We start from the raw sequence: 20,770 nt of genomic DNA on the forward strand, positions 1-20,770 counted from the left end.
GTTTTTTTATGCCCGCTAATTTAATATTCACTAATTTTCTGATTTATGCCTTGCCATTAGGCATAACGTCATCATTATTGCTATCGCACCACCTAACATCGCCAGATTAAAACCAGAAACAAAAGCGGACCGTGTGACTTGCTCAATAAAGTTAGATGGCATCACCGAGGAAGTTTGAATCAAACGTTCGATTTCCTGTGCCGACAACATCGTGGCCAGCTTGTCGTCCTGTAATAGCCGCTCTACAGCGCGATGTGTCATCAATGTCCCTAAAAGAGCAATGCCAAGAGTCATACCTGTTTGCCTCAATGCATTCATGACCGCAGAAGCAATGCCAGAGTAAGCCTTATCAACACTCGCCATAACGAGTGCCCCAATTGCTGGAGTAGACATCCCCATTCCGGCTCCCAAAATAAATAAGGTTATCGCAATAGGAATATAAGGTGTTTCAGCATTCACACGGGTTAATAATAATGAAGCCAGTGCAATTAAAATAAAGCCCAAAATCATGAGGTTTCGCACGCTTAAACGGCGAGACAGTTTACCAAAAGAAAATGAAAAAATAGCCATGGCAATAAACTCAGGAGCCATGCGGATCCCTGCTTCAAATGCCCCCCACCCTTGGCCTTTTTGCAAAAATAGTGCAATGAAGAATACATTACTGTAAGTTGCAAAACCTAAAGCAAAAGACGCCATATTATATTGAAAGAAAAAAGGATTTTTTCTGAATAAAAAAAGCGGTAATAGTGGTCGAGTTACGTGAAGTTCAACCCAAATAAACCCTATGCATGCAATAATCGCAATGACTAACCCACTCAATGTTAGGTAACTACCCCAGCCGTGTTCTCCAGCTTCGATTAAAGCAAAGGTTAACCCACCTAACGCAATGATACTTAAAACTTGTCCCATTGGATCTAATGCGGCTTTATCTGGATCCGCACTTTCTTGTATACCTAACCAGCCTAGCAGCAATGTTAGTAATCCAATCGGGATATTAATTAAGAATATCGTTGTCCAATTGAAGCTATCGACTAAAACCCCCCCTAAAATAGGGCCAATAATTAAGGAAAGTGCGCTCACCGCTGACCAAATACCAATAATTCTGATGCGCTCGATATCATTAGAGAAAGCTTGCGTAATAATAGAAAGAGCCCCAGGTATTAAGGCAGCAGCAGCGATCCCTTGGATAACCCGCCCCGCTATCAACATATGTGGCGAAGTAGAAAATGCACAAATTGCAGATCCTAGAGTAAAAATAACAATTCCTGTTAACCAAATTTTTTTACGCCCATAACGGTCGCTTATCGGACCAACAGATAGGATCAACGCTGACAGACATAACGCATAGGCGTCAATAATCCATTGTAGCATTGACATATTCGCCTTGAGGTCACGCCCAATAGCAGGTAGTGCAACATTTACAATACTGATATCTAACGTTGCCATAAAGGTACCCAAGCAAACCGCTAGAATCAAAAAAAGCCGTCTCATTTTTTATGCCTCATCATCGATCATAGCAATATGATAATACTCGACCGACCGACGGTCAATGAAAATGAGGATAAATATCATCTATTAAATTATGTATTTTTGTCGGTGATAAAACAGTCATCACGCTGTTTTATCACCACTACAATATCTAGTTTTGCATTACTGGAGTTTCATGTAAGTAAACCCACTCGCATTTTTCCGCTTCTACTCTAATACAGGCAACTGACGTTCTTAGCGTTTCCCCCCCTACAACCAACTGTTTTTCTTGGTATTGAACCCAGCAATAACCATTGTCTTCGCGTAATGGCATCAGATTAACACACTCTATTGTAAGGGCTTTTCGAGCTCCTACATTCTGGCTAAATAACTTGATGACGTCATTTAAACCAATGCAATGACCTTGTATTGTGACCATTTTGAAGTTGTCATCAAAACTGCTTAATAAAAGAGATAGGCTTTTATCGTCATTTCGTCCCGTAAAAACATCTTCAATTAAAACATGTAAATCCACTACGCTTTGCAGCGCTTTTTTCATTGTTTCACTCATTTATTTTTCCTTGATCACTGAAATTAATGCAAGCAACCCGAGTATTGATGCAATAAGGAAGGTGTATTGATAGCGTAATAAATCACTAGAGAAAGTCGTTAAGCTAAATATAGAAATAAATACGACTGCGCCAACACTAAATGCCACTTGTCGATTAATATTCCACAATACGCTACCTTGAAGTAAATCTTTGTCTTTGAAATCCATTAACGAGCTAATTTGTGCGGTATTGGCGCTCAATCCTCCCCCCATTCCCATCAATAAATAAGCGATTATCAATAAACTGAGCTGGTTTGAAGATGAAACCCAATAAAGCAGAAAAATACCAAAACTATGCAGTGTAATACCAATAATAAATAATCGTTTTTTTCCTATCTGCAAATAAAGGCGCCCACCGGTTAGCATTGATATTACTGCCCCCAATGCATATAGCACCATAAATAGCCCGGTTTGTGCCGCACTGAACCCCATATTTTCTTGTAGATTAAAAATATTGAGTAAATTAACCCCCGTAAAAATACCGGGAACAGCATAGTAAACAATAAAAGCGTTGCGTAGATTGGCGTTCTTTAATAACTGAAAATTTAAAATAGGTTCTCGACATTTTTTAGCGTATTTAAGATAAACAATAAATACGAGGGCTGAAGTAAAAAAGCTCACCAAAGCCAATAATAAATTGTGATAATCATTATAAAAAGAGAATGATAATAATAGGCTTAACAAACTTAAACTCACCATTATTAACCCCAAAATATCTGGTTTTTCTCTTATTTTTTTCTCATCATTTTTTATCCATAATAAGGCTAGTGCGGCCGTTAGTAATGAGAAAGGCAAATTAGAATAAAAAACCCAATGCCAAGATAAAGAATCAATAATTAGACCGCCAATTGCAGGCGAAAATGCGGGAGCAATTAATGCTACAGTCATAATTAATGTTGATATACGTTGGCGATCATTATTGGGAAATAATGCGAAAACTAATGCCTGACCTACCGGAATTAATAACCCTCCTGCAGCCCCTTGGATAAAGCGCCAAAAAATTAAGCTATAAATTGAATCACTACTCCCACTGAACCAAGCAGCAACAGAAAAAAGTAGCATGGAATAACACAGTAATTTTTGGTTACCTAACCTACCTGCTAGCCATAAGCTGATTGGCATCACCAAAACTAAACCTAAAATATAGGCATTGGCAACCCATGCAACTTGAGATTGACTTGCTGAGAATGACGATGCAATGTCAGGTAACGCTATCGCTGACATAAAAATGTTAATACAATCAATAAAGAAACCAAGTAAAAATACTGTGGCAATTTTGTATCGATAAGTCATGGACTTCCTCCGGTGGCAAAGAATAAGTTTTAGTCCTTTCTTTGTCGATACAAGGGAGGTAACATGATTGTTTAATAAAAAAGAACAATCATTGTTATTATGCAAAAAAATCTCAAAAAGATTATCAGTTTTCTACAAGTTGTTGATTCGGGCTCATTCACTAAAGCCGCAGATATTTTAGGGCTAAGCCGTTCTATGGTGAGTGTCGATATCAAACAATTAGAAGCTCAGCTTAATGTAAGCTTGCTAACACGAAATACGCGAAATATTGCATTAACAGAGGTGGGAAAACATTTTTATGACGACTTTAAACGTATTCAAAGTCAAATAGATGAAGCCTTCGAAAAAAGCCAAAATTTAGGAACTAATATTGTAGGTTTGCTGCGTTTTTCATCAACAAGTGAATTTGGCCAACGTTTTATTTTGCCACTACTTCCTGAATTTTGCCGCCTTTATCCTAAGCTAAGGTTACAGTACTCATTTAACTCATCCTTAGATGATCTCATCACAGAGAAACTCGATTTATCCGTTCGGTTAGGTAATTTAAAAAATTCATCCCATAAAATGAAAAAACTGGGTGAATATGAGATTTACTTAGTCGCTACCTCTGAATTTCTAAAAAAACACCCAATCAAACAACTCACTGATTTAGCAAATGTTCCATGGATTAACCATGCGCTATTAAACTGGCAAGATCCTCAATATTTTTTACAGAATTCAAAAAATGAAAAATATTACTTACCTTTAATTAAAAACCAATATGAGTCTAATTCTGCCGCCGTTATTCACCATATGGTGTTAGCCTCATTAGGTATTGCAATATGCCCAGCTTGGATGGTTGATGATGACTTGCGGTATGAACGCTTAGTTCATGTATTACCTGAATACCGTTTGCCGAAACAAAATATTCAATTACTTTACCCAAATACTTTTGTTTTACCGGCTAAGACACGTGCATTTATCGATTTCTTAACCGATAAATTAGCGGTAAAAAAATAAAGATAGGTCGGTTCAATGTTTCTAAAATAGAGTTTCTAACCTACCACAGTATAATAGCCATTTTCCTAGTCGGAAATGGCTATTATGCCCTCCATGGCATAATAGTTTGCTTTATTTCTTAGATGCTAAATAATCTTGTAGAGTGCCTTCCGGCTTTTTCTTACAAAACTCAACAATCTGAGGGGCTTCGGCAATACTTTGCTCTGTCAGCGCAACATAATCTCCACCTTTAAATTGTGTTTCTTGATTTGTTACCCATAACGCAATAGGTGCCCAGCTCTGAGGGTCTAAATTAATAAATTGCTGGCAAGTCATATTTTCAGGTGTAACCGTATTTTTGTCTGCTGCCATTGAGTTAAATGAAATTGTAGATACAGCAAGTAATACGCTAGATATAATAACCTTTCTCATTTTGAACTCCTTTGAAAAATTAAAAATACAGAATCATGTACCGGAATATTATTAGCATATTATTTATGGAACTTACATATTCTAATTTTGATGATTAAATTTATACTGAGACAAAAATTCGAATAATAAATAATAAAAACAACTAACTATGAATAATTACTTAATTAGACTATCAATATACGATTTGTTTTTTTATAAAAAAGCCACTGATACAAAGTGGCCATGAATATTTAATTTAGACTGTTTTTGCCTCCATCTCTGCAGGGTCTCTAATTGGTTCATTAACAAAGAAGAAATAAACCAATGATGCTAGGAATGCGACAGTTGCACAAACCACAAGCGCTAAGGTAAATGAATGTGTTTGGTCAATAATAATACCGGTAATAATCGGAGCAAACGACCCTCCAATAAAACCACCGAAATTTTGAATACCACTTACAGAAGTGATTAAGCGAGAAGGCACTGAAACTAAAATCAATCCCCAAGCAGAAGTCCCCGCAAAGTGAATAGAAAATAGTGCCATACTAATACACGCAACGGCTGAAAAGGTACTGTCAGTATAAGCGGCAGGCAATGTAAACATCGCAGCAAACAACAAGCCTAAGCAGATCATCCACTTACGGCTTTTCATTTTGTCTGCACCACGTTTCACCACATAGTCTGCAACAACACCATTTACCAGCATTCCCAGCGCACCAAATAAAAAGGGTATTGCTGCAACCCAGCCGGTTTTTTCTAGACTTAAGCCTCGGGAGTTTTCAAGATAAGCAGGCAACCATGTTAGGTATAGCCAAACCATATAACCCACACCATTAAACCCAATGATCATTCCCCACAAAGAACGTTGTTTAAATAATGATGCCCATTCTTTGAAAGAAACTTTATTCGTTGAAGATGGTGGAGCACCGTCATTTAAATAGTTTAATTCATCATCTGTTAATTCTAATTGTTCACGATTACGATAGAAAATAAACCAAAGTATAGACAGAATAATCCCACTAATACCGATAATAATAAACATTGTACGCCAGCCAAAAGCTAACATTAATGCAATGAGCAAAGGTGGAGCTAATGCTTGAGCTAGCGTAGAGGACATATTTACAATCCCCATTGGCAGACCACGCTCACGGATATTATACCAATCATTAACGACTTTAACGCCTGTCGGTAAATGCGGTGCTTCACCAATACCTAAAATAACCCGTGCAATAATTAAATGGGTAAATGAAGATAATAGCCCTGTCACGGTTTGAGCTAACGACCATAAGAACAAACCGAAGCCATAGATCTTTTTAACCCCAAAGCGTTCCATTACCATACCTATAGGTAGTTGGCATAACGCATAGCCAAATGAAAATACCGATAACAGTAATCCCATTTGAGTTGCACTAAATCCTAATTCTTTACTTATTGTAGAGTTAGCAATAGAGAGTGATGCTCTATCTAAAAAATTAATGATACCTGCTATCAACAAAAATGTAAGCGCAATAAGCTGCCAGCGCTTTAGCCTTTTACTCGCATGTAGTGACATAATTAAGTACCTTTAAGACGTAACAGGATCCCGCGGAATAAAATTACTCCGCAGATTTATTTTATTAATAATCTTTATTTTTTATCTATTATTTACGACTTTAGCTTTAATATTAATTCTATTTCCACTGGCGTATCAAAAGGTAATGTATTCGTACCTATTGCTGAACGTGCATGCTTACCTTTATCACCGAGTATTTCAATTAAAAAATCTGAAGCTCCATTCATGACTTGTGGCTGGTTTTTAAAATCATCAGTACTTTGCACAAAACCTAATAATTTTATACATTCATCAATTCTATCTAAATCTCCTAAATACGCTTTCAATGAAGAAAATATATTAACAATACATTGCTTTGCTGCTTCTTGACCTTGCTCGACTGTTAATTCTTTACCTAATGTACCACTATAAATTAAGATGCCATCTTTTTGGCAATCATGGCCTGATGTATATAATAAATCCCCATACTGCTTAATGGATACATATGAAAATTTTGGTGCCCCTGGTGTGGCAAGTTTAATCCCTTTATCTTCTAATTTTTTTTCAATATTCATTCAATTTTCCTATTTATTGAGCAAGATATTAGCCATGTCATAATAAATTTCCGCAGCAAGGTATAATTCTTTTATTTCAACAAACTCATCTTTAACATGAGCTTGAGCTAATCCCCCTGGCCCCATAATAAGTGTAGGAATCTCACTAGTAACCGAGAAAAAAGGCGCCTCACATGTCGCTTCAAATATTTCTGGTAGCGCTGGTTTTTCTGTAAAACGGCTCACTGTATCTAATGCAACTTTAGTTAGCTCATGATCCGCAGGGATATCTGAAGCAGGAATAAATAAGTAATTATCTAAGTGATAATCTATCTCTTCACCTTTATTATATTGCGCAATAGCTTGATGCAATCTCGCCTCTATTTCTTGCCTTTCTTCCCCTGGAACGAGTCTTCTATCTATTTCAATATCACAATGCTGTGGAACGATATTCGGAGCTGTACCACCATTTATGGTGGTAATAATCATTGAAGCATTTCCTAATAGTGGGTGACTAATTTCCTCAACAGAAGTGCGGTGTTGCTCTATCGCTGGTAGTATTTTGGCCATCTTAGAAATGGCACTATCAGGATAACGAGTTTTTGCTGCATGACCCGCGGTGCCTTTAGTACTTAAGTTATAACGGCTAACGCCTTTATGTGCGATGCAAACACCAAGAGACGTTGGCTCACCAATAATGGCATAATCTGCAGAAATTCCATCTTTAATGTAATGCAGCATGCCAAGATTAATTCTCTCTTCATCCACATTAAATACTAATGTTAAATTACCTGAAAATGCATCTTTATTACGCTTTAATAATGTTGCCGCATACATCATTGCAGCAACACCAGACTTCATATCTGCGGCTCCTCGCCCAAAAACTTTGCCATCTTTAATCACTGGGTCGAATGGCTCGGTACTCCAACCACAACCACAAGGCACAACATCTATATGACCGTTAAATAATAAATGTTTACCTTTTCCTGAACCTTTTAAATAGGCAATAATATTTGGGCGTCCAGGAGCAACCTCTTGCATTTCAACATCAATATTTTCTTGTTTAAAGTAGTGATATATAAATTCAGCAACTTGTTGTTCTTCCCCTGGTGGGTTTTCAGATTTATGCCAAATTAAGGCACAAAGAAGCTCTAGCAACTCATATTGTTGCTGTTCATTTAATTTATACATTTTATTCTCCGATATTTAATATCGTGCGTCTGGTATAATAATATGGTCTATTTCATTATTATTTAATGCATATATCTTGTTTGTTAAATTAGGAATAACACAACTGTGATTCGGTATAATATTTAATACATCACCAATATTTAATTTAATTTTTTTTGGGTCATAGCGAAGATAGCCATGCTCTTCATTTAATTTAACTAGTTTTATATTTGGGTCTTCCACTATATAACCAAACCCTGGTTCTGCGGATTGATCAGAAGTTAATGTTTTGGTCCCTGCATCTACTGTTGCATACCCCTCAATAGGAATACTTACAACAGTTGTTCTTATTGTTAAAGCGCAATCTTCAGGAGTATAAATACCACCATAGATAGCATTCATATCGCCAAAAATAAAGTTCCCAGCCCGTGACTCTGTAATCCCTTTTAATTCATCAGCATAGAATGAAGATAATGTTGAGCCGCCAGATGTCCGAGGCGCTTCGATACCCAATTTTTCTAACCGTTTTTGGCAAGATAATAAAAGCTCTGCTTCTGCTTTTGCCGCTTTACGTATTTCAGGCTCTGTACGGTATTGGTATATTGTTCCAGCATAAGTAAACACACCAATAATTTTCAGATTAGGTAATTTTTGTATTGCCAGTGCAAATGGCTCTAAATCATCTAATTGAATTCCTTCCCGGTGAGCACCATAATCAACAGCAATATAGACCTCAATAATTTGGCTCTCTTGCTTTGCCGCTGCTGATAATTGTTCAGCTCCTTGTAGGCTATCAATAATCGTTCTTAATTTAATTTTTTTAGCTAATTCAATAAATTGCTGACACTTTTGTTCACCAATCATTGGGTAAGCAAGCAGAATATGACCAATTCCGCCTTTTGCCATAACTGCCGCTTCTTGCAATGTGGCACACGTAATTCCTTTTGCGCCACAGGCAATCTCAAATTTTGCTAATTCTACTGATTTATGTGTTTTTATATGTGGCCAGTGTTCAATACCTTGCTGTGTTAGCTTGCCTGTCATGCCTCTGACATTTTTTTCAAGTTGCTGTAAATCTAAAGCAACGTAAGGCGTTATTGGCATAAAAACCTCTCTTATTCTTCATTATTTTCTTCCCCTTTTAATTCCGCTAAATAGGTATAAAGGGTATATTTGGAAATATTTAAAAATTCACAGATTTTCTCACCTGCTTTTTTGATTAAGAAAGCACCTCTATCATCAAAGAATTTAATTGCATCCATTTTATCTTTTTTGCCCATATTGATGACGGGGACTTTAATAACCTGCATACATTCTTGAATAAGGTGATCTAAAATTTCATTAACGTCCGTAACAAAAACTTCCTTAACCGTATCTTGCTCAATGCTATTGCGCTGTGTAATGCCTTGAATAGCTTTTTCTGCAGCAATAAATTCTGAAATATCTTGATTAATACAAAGTGCCCCAGAAACTTTGCCAGTTTCATCACGTAAATAAATTGAAGTTGAACGCAACATTTTCCCATCTTTGGTTTGGGTAAAATAATTGTATTTGTCGCCATCAACATCAGTGCCGCGCAATACCTCAAGCCCTAAATTACTACTTGGGTCTCCCACCTTTCGTTTCGTTACATGACCATTAATAATTGCAACAATACTGCTTTCTAGCCCTTTACTATGGTCATGTAATACCACTTCACAAGTGTCGCCAAATTGGCCCGCAATCCCTTTCATAACTGCCAATAACATTTCAAAGTTGTCTTGGATAATTTTCATTTTCTACCAAACTTATTTTAAGCCTAACTAAATATTAGTTAGATCATAATGGAGACTCAATCAAGATTTGAGCAATTTGTGATCTATATCTTGATTCTAGCTAACAATTTTTTAGCTGCTATAACTAACATAGCAATAATCCCAGTTTATAAAAAAACTGGGAGATAAGATAGAACAAGGGATTTCAGAGAGTTTATTAATGAATGGAAAGCTATATGGAGATAAACTGACAGCCTAACTTTTTGTTAGTTTCTATTACCAACAAAAAGTTAGCGACCCTATTTTTATAAATTCACCCAGAACACCCCTGTTTCTCGGATTTCTGTAAACTGCTTTTGAAAGTCAATTAAGTTTTGTTCTGGATTTAATGTACTAAATCGCTCTGGATGCATAAATTTAGCCATCGCTTCAATGGCAAATATGTTCATCGGATTGTTGTAGAAATTATGGTAAATCGCCATAACCCGTTTTTCTTTAACTGCCGTTAATGATGAAATCCCTTGCCTATCCATTAATACTGATAACTGCTTCTGAACATTAGCTTTATTTGCATTATATCCTAAGCTTACTGCAAGCGAGCGCCGATTAAAATTGTGCCAATCGGCGCCAGTCAGTAAATAAAATTCTGGGTTTAATGTAATAATATTCTCAATGGAGCTTTCAGCCCCTTTTGCAGGAAAGCTATCTGCAACAAGGTTATTTCCACCTGCCAAGGATGCTAAAACACCATAACCTGAACGCCCATAAAGCTGACAGCAATTATCCGCAAATAACCCTGCATTCGCTTCAATCAGAACAGTTGGAAATGGCTGAGCTAATTGGCTTTCAATGGTATCTAATTTCTCTTGGTACAGCGTTGCAAACTGTCCCGCTCTTTCTTGTGTTCCGAATAATTCACCTAATAATAAAATGCTTTTCGGCGTGTTTTTCGCAATATCCATTCGAAAATCAATAAAAATGACTTGGATACCTGCGGCTTCGAGTTGCGGTAAAATTTGGCTATCACGCATCGCACCATAATTAGCCTTATGCATAACTACCACATCAGGCATTAACTCGATCAACTTTTCAACTTGGAGACCGGCTTCGCGTGTTTTCTTTAACGTTGGAATTTTGCCTAATTCAGGCAATACACTGAAATAAGCTTGTTTTAAATCTGGTGCGTATTGCGTAAGCGAATCACTCCAACCCACAATGCGTGATATCCCCGCTTTACCAGCAGCAATATCCACTGGCAAAATATCACGACTATCTACCAAAAATAATTTTTCGACAGGAAGATTAACGGTAACTTCACGACCTTGTAAGTCAGTGATCACCGTTGATGTTTTTGCCTGTGCCCAAAAACTAAGCAAGCACAATAACCCTATAAGAAATGATTTCATGGAATATCTCATTACTTTTTATTGCTAATAATCTGCTAGAAATAAGTCACTAATACATAGTGACTTATTTTCAATTAATTAAAATGTCACACTATAATTAAGAGCAAAAGTTCGGCCTCGACCTTTATAATCGTACAGGTTGGCAGCTCCGTATTTCGGACTATATAAACTTTGTGCCCGCTGTCCCCAAATTGTGGAGTAATCTTTATCTAGTAGGTTTTCAACTGCAAAGCTGACTTTACCCACTGGCAGCATATAACTTCCTAATAAATCAACAGTATTATAGCCATCAAGTTTCTTACTCGCCGCATCCGTTAAATTGAATGTTTGTTGGCTTTGTAAGCGTAGTGCCCAATCATTCGGTTCCCAACCAATATAAGCATTCACTTTTGACGGGCTCGCGAAGTCAACGCTCCATTTTTCCCAGCTACCATCAACTTTAGTTTCTGATTTTTGCAGATTGAAATTACTTCCTACACTCCAATCTGAGTCAGCAAAGAAGTAATCCACCGCGCCTTCAACCCCATAGATACGGCGTTTATCGGTTTTCATATAGATGGTCATATCATCTTTATTAATGCCATAACTTCTATCAGACAACGAATAATAGGTGGCAACTTGTGTGCGCAGGTTTTCCCCTGTGTAACGCCATCCTAACTCAAACGAGTTAACCTTAATTCCTTTTACTTTGGTATCATTAATGTTAACACTTTTATTGAGATGGTAGTGGCCGTTGGCATCTGGGGTCTTCGCATAGTCACCCGTTCCGTAATACTTAGCAATATCAGGGATTTCAAAGCCTTGAGAGAAATTAAACCATGTTTGTTGCTCTTCGGTTAGGTTAACCAGCAACCCTGCATTAAACAGTAAGTTGTTGTAATCCGTTTTCCCACCCGGTACTGCATCCGCTGATTTACCTTTACCATTAGCAATCGCTTCTTGCTGCGCATAACCAATAAAATCATCCACTTTATTTTCAGTATATTGGTAACGCACACCACCGCTTAACGTGAACATCGGCGTAATGTCATAACTACTTTGTAAAAATGTCGCCATATTGGTGGTGGTATAACTTGGATAGCGGCCGATTTGGAAAGCTTTAGTTAAATCCATTCCCCCTGATTCTTTCGCTTTATCTAAATCAAAAAACATTTGGTTAGCACGAAATTGCTCATGCTCTGCATCCACACCATAAGTTAACGTTAATTCATCAATGGGTTGGCTATTGAATGTCAGCTTGGTTCCATAAAAATTGGTTTTTTGATCCGATGAGCTGATACTTGTAACATCCTTGCCAGTCAGGGTTGGAAAGGGATAAAACTTTTGTGATTCATCACGATAATAAACTTGTGCAACAAAATCTTGCCCGAATACATCTGCATTTGAGTATTGTAAATTGAGCAAATTGCGCTCAGTTCCAGGTAAACGGTCAGAGCTTAATTTACTGCTGTTATAAGCTTCACCTAGCCCTTTAACCGCGGAGAAATCTTTTCCTAAATAGAGCCCGTGTTTGCCATCCGACTCACTTTTATAATGCTGATATACTGCTTGAACCTGTTGTTTTTCATCGATTTTGATAGTACCTGATGCCATCACATCTAGGCGATCAGAAAATTGCAGCCCTGTTTGGGTATTATCAATATTAATCGCATTACCTTTGCCATCATACCAACCGCCATAGCGTTGATAAGCAACAGACACTCGTCCGTGAGCGTTCTCATTACCACCACTTACTGCTGCGGCAACATTTTCATCGTGATCTTTACCATTGTTAAAGCCTGTTTTTCCACCTAATTGCAGAGAAACCTGTTTTTCTTCTTGGCCTTTTTTCGTCACGATATTAATCAAACCACCACTACTACCACCGCCGTACATCGCCGTTGCACCTGAAATAACTTCGATATGATTGATATTAAAAGGATCGATGGAATCTAATTGGCGACTATCACTACGAGAAGAGTTAAGGCGTACCCCGTCCACCATCACAATCATTGAACGGCCACGCATATTCATGCCATAGTTTGTCCGCCCTTGACCACTGACACTCATTCCTGGAATAAGCTGCGCTAAAATATCTTTTAACTCTTTTCCACCTTCAGCTTGCTGTTCAATTTCAGCATTATCAATCACCCATGTGGTTTGCGCCATTTCTGAAACGGTTTTATAACCACGTGTAGCGGATACGGTTATGGATTCTTCTTTTTTATCCACAGCAAATACAGAGGGAGAAACTAAAGGGAGAAAGCAAGGAGAGATAATAAAAAAATACTTTATTTTCATTAAATTAAACCTTTTTTTTATTAAAATTGCTGTTATTGAATCTAAAAAATAAATCACAATTCTTGATTAAATTACTGTTTATTATTTTATCAAATAATTATTATTAACAGTAACTAAGAATCAAGATAAATATAAGAATTATTATTATTAGCAATATAAAATATAAGGTTATTCAACATAAAAATACATAATCACGCATCCTTGCGTAAGATCTTCCTATAGATTACTTCACGCTAACGACTGCAATATAATTCAATTTCCCACGATTTTGCCGAAAATGGTGGAACATACGCAAAAATTGAGGCCGGTTTTCTTTCTTCAATGCATTACGGATAATCTTTAGCGTACCGAATACACCCTCATCGTAAATTAACCCTTTTGGCGATAACAGTGTCATTGGGCCAGTATGGGATACCACTTGCTGGAAACCCGCTTGTTGAAATAATTCCACCCACTGTGTTTCCGGTAATGGTTGCGCTTTGACATTAATCGCTTGTTGCATTTGAGAAACCACATTTTGCACAGCTTGGGCATCCTTAAATGCAATATCATGAGTTAATAAACAGCCACCTGGCTTTAGTACTCGATAATACTCCTGCAATAGCTTTGCTTTCGCTTTATCGCCGTACATGGTTAGCATGGCTTCATTAATGACCACATCAAAACTGTTGTCCTCAAACGGTAATTTTGATGCATCTGCCATTTGAATAGTCACTAAATCTGTTAACCCTTTATTCGCAACGTTTTTTTGTGCTTGGGCGAGCGCCTGCTTGTCCATATCAATACCCGTAATATGGCAATGAAATTGAGAGGCGATTTCAATGGCGGTGGTTCCCATATTACACGCCACTTCAAGAACTTGGCTGTTCTTATGTAACCCTGATTGGCTAAGTAACCACTCGGTTGCTTCTTTCCCCCCTGGGCGTAAGCGTTTTTTCCCTAAACGTGCTAGAAATTTGTGCCCTGCTTCATGGGCAGTAAATGATTGGTCCATTTACACCTCCAAGTTAGTGTGTACAAGCCATTTCTGGCTCACGTAACATAACTAACAGCATTTTTGCGGGTTCAAGTGCATCTACCGCATGAGGGATATTAGCCGGCATTCTGACAATTTCCCCAGGTTTAGCCGTCACTGGCTTACCTTCGATGGTGAGTTGTAAACTCCCTTCAACAACCATCACAATGGCGTCAAAAGGGGCGCTGTGTTCAGAGAGCGCTTGGCCTTTATCAAAAGCAAATAAGGTGATATTCCCCCCACCATTTTTCGCTAATACACGGCTTGCAATACCTTGTTCGGTATAATTAATTAACTGGTTGATAATCAGCGCTTCTGCGGGTGTTATTGTGTTATTGCTCATCGTTTATATTCCTTAATTCAATCATTTTCATTCAGTTATCTAAATAGCGGAATGACCCCTTGGGTCTGCCGGCCTTGATAGTCCATTGGCGTAATTGCAACAGGTAATTGGTACAGTTGTGTCAGGTTTTCTTCCGTTAAAATTTGTTCAGTTTCACCAAATAAACAGCAGCTACTGTTAAACAGCAATAATGAATAGTCAGCGATATGCAGCGCATGCTGTGGATAATGACTCGTAAATAAGATAGTCATTCCGCGATGTATGGCTAAATCACGTAAAACGCTGAGCACACTGTCTTGGTTGGCAAGGTCCAACGCGGATGTCGGTTCGTCCAGAATCAAAATTTCTGGTTCACTGGCTAATGCTCTCGCAATCATGACCATTTGTTTTTCCCCGCCACTGAGACAGTTAAAGGGTTGGTTCGCAAAATTACTTATGCCTAAGTACGCTAAACACTGCTCTACAATTTGGTTATCTTTTTCATTGGGTGAGGCATACCACGGCAAGTGACGAATACGCCCGAGACTCACCATGGTGCGAACAGAATAATGAAATAATGAACCGCTAAGCTGTGGAACATAAGCGATGGGGGCATTTAGTGAAATATTGCCAGTGGCTCCTTTTTGTAAACCGAGCAAGAGTTTTAATAAGGTGGTTTTTCCACGGCCATTCGGCCCTAAAATTGCGCCAATACTGCCTTTTGGCTGCCGAAAAGTTAAATTCGTAAATAACTGGCGCTGTGCAATTTTGAAATTAAGGTGCTCAACTTGGATCATAAATCGGCCACCTTTTTATTTAATGTATGGATCAGTAGAGCAAAAATGGGGGCACCGATGAGTGCGGTGATCACACTTAATGGAATTTCTGCATTCGTCATACTGCGGGCAAAAGTGTCGACAGCCACCATATAAATCCCACCAATAACTGCACTAGCAGGCAGTAATATCCGGTGATCATGTCCTACCACTAGCCGTGCAATATGCGGAACAATCAGCCCTACCCAGCCGATGGTGCCGGATACCGCCACTGTCGCACTAGTGATCAAGGTCACGCTGAGTAACACGGCCCAACGGGTTCTATTAATTTTCATCCCTAAGGCTTGTGCATTTTCTTCCCCTAAGGAGAGCACATTGATACGAAAACGCAGTGCAAAAATGACTAAAACACAGACCATAACAACAGGAAAAACAATATTAAGTTTAAGATAAGACGCACTGGCAAAGCTGCCCATAAGCCAAAAAACAATGGTTTGCAAAGTATTATTAGGGTCTGCAAAATAGGTAATTAACGAAATTAATGCAGCAAAAAAAGCATTAATAATCACCCCCGCAAGAATTAACATTAATAGCTGGCTACCTTGGCGATTCAAGCCGAGCAAAAAAACCAGCACGATAGCTAACAACCCACCGACAAAAGCCAATGAAATGGTGATCAACAAAGAAGAAAATAACAAAATAGCTAGTGCGCCCCCCAATGCGGCTCCTGATGAGACGCCAATAATTTGCGGCCCAACTAATGGGTTACGGAAAATGCCTTGCAAAGCCGCCCCAGCCACCGCTAACCCTGCCCCTGCTGTACCTGCTATCAGAACGCGTGGTAAACGCACATTTAACACGACATTTTGTTCCGTACGACTATAGTTCCCCATCATTTCGTTGCCCAAAATGGTGTCATAGAGAATATGCCAAACCGCAGAAAACGAAACCGGGTAGCGGCCACAACTTAGTGCCAAAACAAAGGTCAACACTAGGCAAATGGCGAAAACGAGCCAAAGATATTGGGGCTTACGCATGCGGTTTCCCCATTAAAGAGATGTAGTGCTGGCTATTTTTGTTCATCTCCATTTGCAAAATACCGTCAATTTGCTCATCTGACACGTCATAACCATAAAGTTGCTGATATCTCAGGCGAATTTCTTCACGCAATGGCATTTTCATCGTTTCTGGATGAAAAATCATTGATAACCATTGCCAGTACAGCGGTGTTTCTTGGTTTGGCGCATCCCAGATAAAACCACCAATAGGAAGCTTATATACGCGCTGGTTTTTCACTGCAGTGACTTCGCTTAACATGAGATTGCGATAAACGTCAGCTGGCGATAACCCCTCTTCGAAATTACCCAATAGAATAATGTCAGGGTCCCAAACAAGGATCTGCTCAATATTGAGCGTTCTTGGCCCAGTGAGGTCGCGGTTTAAACTCACCCCACCTGCCAGTGCAAAATCGGCATTGTTGTGTGATGTTGAGCCAAATGTTTGAATACTCTGGTTAAAATGAGAGAGATACAGAACACGAGGCTGCTGCGCTTCTGGTATTTCAGCGGTGGTGGCTGAGAGTATATCGACAACTTGTTGGCGCCACTGGATCATCTTCTGTGCTTTATCATTGTGGCCAAGTGTTTGCCCCATTAGGTGAACCCACTCTTGCGTATAGCGCTCTTGCCCATAATCTAACGTAGCAACAGTCAGCCCTGCATCACGCATAGGGGAAATAATATCATCCCCTCGATGACCCCATTGCCATACCAGATCGGGCTCCACATTAAGCAATGCTTCAATATTTGGTGTAAAGTTGTTACCTACGACATTTGAATTCACCTGTAAAACAGGAGAAAACATTTGGCTTAGCATGCCATCTCGCGCAGCAACCTTTGCAAAAGGATGCATTCCAACTAATTTTTCACTGCTTTCATCCATACCAACTAACATCGAAGCGGCAGGAATTGGGATCACGACAATACGTTTTGCAGGGGCTGACAAATGAATTTTATCCCCTGACATATCTGTGAAATCAACGGCTTGTGATGCATATACGTTGCCCATCCCCCCCAAGGTCAGAAAAACGGTGATGAGTCTAAAAGCATTATTTATCATAGGGTTATTCAGCTCTCTGCTAAGATCTCAATTGATAATGTGTATGATTATCATTTATACTTATGCCATTCTAAGACGGCGTAAGAGGATGACCTATGACATTTGTCAAAAACGTTTTCCCCCATACACAATCACTCAATGCCATAAAATCGTGCTTACTGTTTAATGGGATAGAAGATGAAAAACTGGCATTACTGCTGGAAAATTGTAGCCATATTCGCTTTAAAAGTGGTGAAATTCTGAACCATGAAGGAGAACCATTTAAGCATTGCCCTTTGATGATAAGCGGGCAAATCGAGGTGTATCGCCACACTTATTTGGGCGAGGAAAAAATTTTTGGTTTATTTTGTACAGGGGAAATTGTTGCCATCGCAGCCGTTTTTATGCCACATAACCGCTATCCGATGAGTTTACGGGCAAAAACCGACGGTGAAGCCTTGCTACTAGATAAACGGGATATTTTACGACTTTGCCATGCCTGCCCACAAATTATGGAAAAGCTACTCATGCGTTTTAGTAGCAAACTGTATGAAAACATTAACCATATTGATTGGCTAACTTCAAGTTCTGCTGAACAACGCTTGGCTGCTTATATTCTTGATTTAAAACATAAACAACTCACTTCAGATATTGTTTTACCTTTATCACGGGGCCAGCTCGCGGCTAAATTAGGCATACGCTACGAAACACTCAGTCGGTTGGTTTCTGGGTGGCGGCAAAAAGGGTTTATTGATATCGAGAAAGACACTGTGCATATCCATAATGAAAACTACTTAACGCAATTATCTATTTCTGCACAGCGCCCATTTTAACAACCACGCATTAACCAATATTAATGCGTTTATTCATTATTAGAAATTATAGGTTACACCGCCATTCACATTAAACCCCATGCCGGGGAATAAGGTGCTGTCTTTTGCTGTGACAGTTTGGTTGGCAACCGATGTTGTTGCATAACGCTCATCAGTTAAATTATCCATCGATAAATACACAGACCACTGCTCTGTAGGCTTATAACTGCCTTTCAGCCCCAGTACGGCATAATGTTTACGTTTTTGAATATCAAGGTTGTTTTGGTGGTCAACTGCCATATCCGTAGGTGCCCAATGAATATTAGGCCCAACACTCCAATCCCCAATTTCATATAACACCTCGGCAGTAACAATATTACGCGGAATACCCGCGATATAGTTGCCATTATATTCACCGCCCATGAAACGGAAATCGTTATAAGTCCAAGAAACTCGGTAATTGATATCCCCCGGACCTGCGCCAACACGTCCTGTAAGCCCAGCTTCTAAGCCTTGATGGCGAGTTTTCGTGGCATAATTAAATACGCCAACCACCGTCCCTGCACTGTCATAAGTGGTAATATACTCATCTTTAATTTGGCTACGGTACAGCGCAAGGCTCCATTTCAACCCATCGGTGACATCGCCTTCTCCCCCAATTTCATAAGTAATGGCTTTTTGTGGTGAGAGTTTCGTTAATTTTCCATTGCTGGAGTTAATAATTTCCCAAAATGTTGCAGGTTCTTCACTCGCACTGATATTGGCAAAGTAACGCTGGCTTTCCGTTGGGCGCCAAATCACTCCCGCTTTTGGTGTCCAAAATGTCCAACTTTGGTCTAACGACAAATGACTCTGTCGCTTTTCTACATCGCGGCGCGCATGCGTACCTTTGACATCTAAATTAACAGCCACTGTTGGCGTAATATGTAAGTCTACCCCAACACTGCCATAGAGGTTTTCCGCTCGGCCATCATATTTACCTATTTTAGTTTTGTCTGCGGGTGTCCCTTTACGATTTTGCATTAATTCAGTCTGCAAGGTCATTTGGTCCCATGCCAGTGCCGTACGATATGTCACGGGCTCAGTTTCAATATTATAGGTAAATTGCAGCCCTTCACTGTGGCTGCGGCTAAAGCGGTAGTAAGCGGGAGTGGTAAAATTATCATGGGTACGAATATGCCAAACTCCTGCACCAATTGCTTGGTTATCCACTTGCCAGTCAGAGCGGTTAGCCACTCGGAATTGTTCAACATTACGGTGAGGATCACGCAACCAAACCATTGGGTACACCTCTGTTGGGTTATTATTTAATACCTCTTCAGAAACTGGCCCCGCAACGTCAAAGCGCAAATCTGTCCAACTCAACCATGTTCGGTTTTCAAAGTTATCAGTCACATAACCAAAGTTGCTGCGTAACGTTTTACGTTGGGAAGCAGAGTGTTTGCGATAACCATCAAAATGGTCATAAGTGAAATTCACACGCCCATCAAATAACCCATCATCAGAAACACCACCGAAGGCGGTTTGTAACCCTTCGCGCCCATGGGAGCCGTACTCATAACGTAGGCGCCCTTGCTCAGTTCCTCCAGTGTAAGAGAGCACATCCAATTCACCGCCCAAGCTATTACTTTGTGGGTTAAGGCTATTTGCACCACGGCGTACGCTCACCATCCGCGCATCACGCATTTCTAAGGTACTGATGTGAAAACTGCCGTCTGCATCCGTTGCGGGTAAGCCATCTTGCAGCAGCAATACACCACGAGCAAGCGGTGCGCTTTGCACGCCAGAGCCGCGAATATTTAAACGTGGCTGGTCAATCCCCCCAAAGAAATTTTGGATAACCAACCCAGGCTGGTAATCCAGGGCGTCTTGTAAGGTAGCAAGGCGAGTATCTTTTTCGATAACAACTAAATTTGTTCCACCAGCCACTTTTTCAAGTTTATCTTTTTCTTGCTGCTCACTCGGTGACAAACGGCTTTGGCCTGTTGAATACGTAACGATCAGTTTGTCTGGTGTGCCTACTGGTGCAGCGAACCCAATTGGTATCGCCAAAGTTCCTATGCCTAAAGTTAGAGCAATACAATGGGCCAATTGGTGCCGCTTTAAACGATAAGACATATATTCACCCCAATAATAGTAATGGTTATCATTTTCATTTAAGGAGTTTAAAATAGAGGATGGGTATAGATATCCCTATGACATTTGTCAAAACCAAAATAAATTAATTTATTATTTATATTAAAATTATAGTTTCCATTAAATTCTATTAAATTATCAATCTTGTCGTAAATTCA

19 protein-coding genes are annotated in these 20,770 nt (G+C 39.2%); 2 read left to right on the forward strand and 17 right to left on the reverse strand.

Annotated elements, in window-relative coordinates:
- Window positions 1-30: 30 nt before the first annotated feature.
- The 3 genes from PSF28_RS09380 to PSF28_RS09390 all read right to left on the reverse strand — a co-directional run bounded on the left by PSF28_RS09380 (window position 31) and on the right by PSF28_RS09390 (window position 3,370).
- Entirely contained in the window at window positions 31-1,491 is a 1,461-nt protein-coding gene (locus PSF28_RS09380) for an MFS transporter (protein ID WP_272684971.1), read from the reverse strand.
- A gap of 148 nt (window positions 1,492-1,639) precedes the next feature.
- A complete protein-coding gene (locus PSF28_RS09385; protein ID WP_272664288.1) occupies window positions 1,640-2,038 on the reverse strand; it encodes a hypothetical protein in 399 nt (132 codons plus the stop codon).
- Window positions 2,039-3,370 carry an MFS transporter gene (locus tag PSF28_RS09390; protein ID WP_272684972.1) on the reverse strand — a complete coding sequence of 444 codons (1,332 nt, stop codon included), beginning with the start codon at window positions 3,368-3,370 and terminating at the stop codon, window positions 2,039-2,041.
- A 99-nt stretch (window positions 3,371-3,469) separates the two neighbouring features.
- Here PSF28_RS09390 and PSF28_RS09395 point away from each other — a divergent pair, with 99 nt between their 5' ends.
- Entirely contained in the window at window positions 3,470-4,369 is a 900-nt protein-coding gene (locus PSF28_RS09395; protein WP_210840067.1) for a LysR family transcriptional regulator, read from the forward strand.
- 111 nt (window positions 4,370-4,480) lie between these two features.
- Here PSF28_RS09395 and PSF28_RS09400 read toward each other — a convergent pair whose 3' ends face one another.
- From PSF28_RS09400 to PSF28_RS09460, 13 genes are all read right to left on the reverse strand, one after another.
- Window positions 4,481-4,780, reverse strand: coding sequence for an HdeA/HdeB family chaperone (locus tag PSF28_RS09400; RefSeq protein ID WP_210840066.1), 300 nt, complete (start codon window positions 4,778-4,780; stop codon window positions 4,481-4,483).
- Between the two features lie 235 nt (window positions 4,781-5,015).
- Complete coding sequence (locus tag PSF28_RS09405) at window positions 5,016-6,311, reverse strand: MFS transporter (RefSeq protein WP_210840065.1); 1,296 nt, start codon at window positions 6,309-6,311, stop codon at window positions 5,016-5,018.
- Window positions 6,312-6,403: 92 nt separating this feature from the next.
- Entirely contained in the window at window positions 6,404-6,865 is a 462-nt protein-coding gene (locus tag PSF28_RS09410; protein WP_210840064.1) for a RidA family protein, read from the reverse strand.
- Between the two features lie 9 nt (window positions 6,866-6,874).
- Complete coding sequence (locus tag PSF28_RS09415; RefSeq protein WP_210840063.1) at window positions 6,875-8,035, reverse strand: M20 family metallopeptidase; 1,161 nt, start codon at window positions 8,033-8,035, stop codon at window positions 6,875-6,877.
- A 15-nt stretch (window positions 8,036-8,050) separates the two neighbouring features.
- Window positions 8,051-9,118, reverse strand: coding sequence for an alanine racemase (locus tag PSF28_RS09420; RefSeq protein ID WP_210840062.1), 1,068 nt, complete (start codon window positions 9,116-9,118; stop codon window positions 8,051-8,053).
- Between the two features lie 11 nt (window positions 9,119-9,129).
- Window positions 9,130-9,789, reverse strand: a complete 660-nt coding sequence (locus PSF28_RS09425; RefSeq protein ID WP_210840061.1) for a helix-turn-helix transcriptional regulator — start codon at window positions 9,787-9,789, stop codon at window positions 9,130-9,132.
- 284 nt (window positions 9,790-10,073) lie between these two features.
- Entirely contained in the window at window positions 10,074-11,174 is a 1,101-nt protein-coding gene (locus tag PSF28_RS09430) for an ABC transporter substrate-binding protein (protein WP_210840060.1), read from the reverse strand.
- Between the two features lie 78 nt (window positions 11,175-11,252).
- On the reverse strand, window positions 11,253-13,454 hold the full coding sequence (locus tag PSF28_RS09435; protein ID WP_272684973.1) for a TonB-dependent siderophore receptor: 2,202 nt from the start codon (window positions 13,452-13,454) through the stop codon (window positions 11,253-11,255).
- A gap of 223 nt (window positions 13,455-13,677) precedes the next feature.
- Window positions 13,678-14,448, reverse strand: a complete 771-nt coding sequence (locus PSF28_RS09440) for a class I SAM-dependent methyltransferase (protein ID WP_210840231.1) — start codon at window positions 14,446-14,448, stop codon at window positions 13,678-13,680.
- Window positions 14,449-14,461: 13 nt separating this feature from the next.
- Window positions 14,462-14,812, reverse strand: coding sequence for a cupin domain-containing protein (locus PSF28_RS09445; protein ID WP_004908515.1), 351 nt, complete (start codon window positions 14,810-14,812; stop codon window positions 14,462-14,464).
- Window positions 14,813-14,847: 35 nt separating this feature from the next.
- The gene (locus tag PSF28_RS09450) at window positions 14,848-15,588 is read right to left on the reverse strand and encodes an ABC transporter ATP-binding protein (protein WP_272684974.1); all 741 of its coding nucleotides are present in this window, start codon (window positions 15,586-15,588) and stop codon (window positions 14,848-14,850) included.
- Window positions 15,585-16,604, reverse strand: coding sequence for a FecCD family ABC transporter permease (locus PSF28_RS09455; protein WP_272684975.1), 1,020 nt, complete (start codon window positions 16,602-16,604; stop codon window positions 15,585-15,587). The genes PSF28_RS09450 and PSF28_RS09455 overlap by 4 nt, the downstream gene beginning before the upstream one ends.
- On the reverse strand, window positions 16,597-17,685 hold the full coding sequence (locus PSF28_RS09460) for an ABC transporter substrate-binding protein (RefSeq protein WP_210840228.1): 1,089 nt from the start codon (window positions 17,683-17,685) through the stop codon (window positions 16,597-16,599). Before PSF28_RS09460 ends, PSF28_RS09455 begins: the two co-directional genes overlap by 8 nt.
- Before the next feature lie 95 nt (window positions 17,686-17,780).
- Here PSF28_RS09460 and PSF28_RS09465 point away from each other — a divergent pair, with 95 nt between their 5' ends.
- Window positions 17,781-18,497 carry a Crp/Fnr family transcriptional regulator gene (locus PSF28_RS09465; RefSeq protein ID WP_272684976.1) on the forward strand — a complete coding sequence of 239 codons (717 nt, stop codon included), beginning with the start codon at window positions 17,781-17,783 and terminating at the stop codon, window positions 18,495-18,497.
- Window positions 18,498-18,536: 39 nt separating this feature from the next.
- On the opposite strand, the gene PSF28_RS09470 is transcribed toward PSF28_RS09465, so the two are convergent.
- A complete protein-coding gene (locus PSF28_RS09470; RefSeq protein WP_272684977.1) occupies window positions 18,537-20,594 on the reverse strand; it encodes a TonB-dependent receptor family protein in 2,058 nt (685 codons plus the stop codon).
- Window positions 20,595-20,770 lie beyond the last annotated feature (176 nt).

Origin of the sequence: Providencia sp. PROV130 (genome assembly GCF_028482225.1) — a bacterium.
GTDB lineage: Bacteria > Pseudomonadota > Gammaproteobacteria > Enterobacterales > Enterobacteriaceae > Providencia > Providencia rettgeri.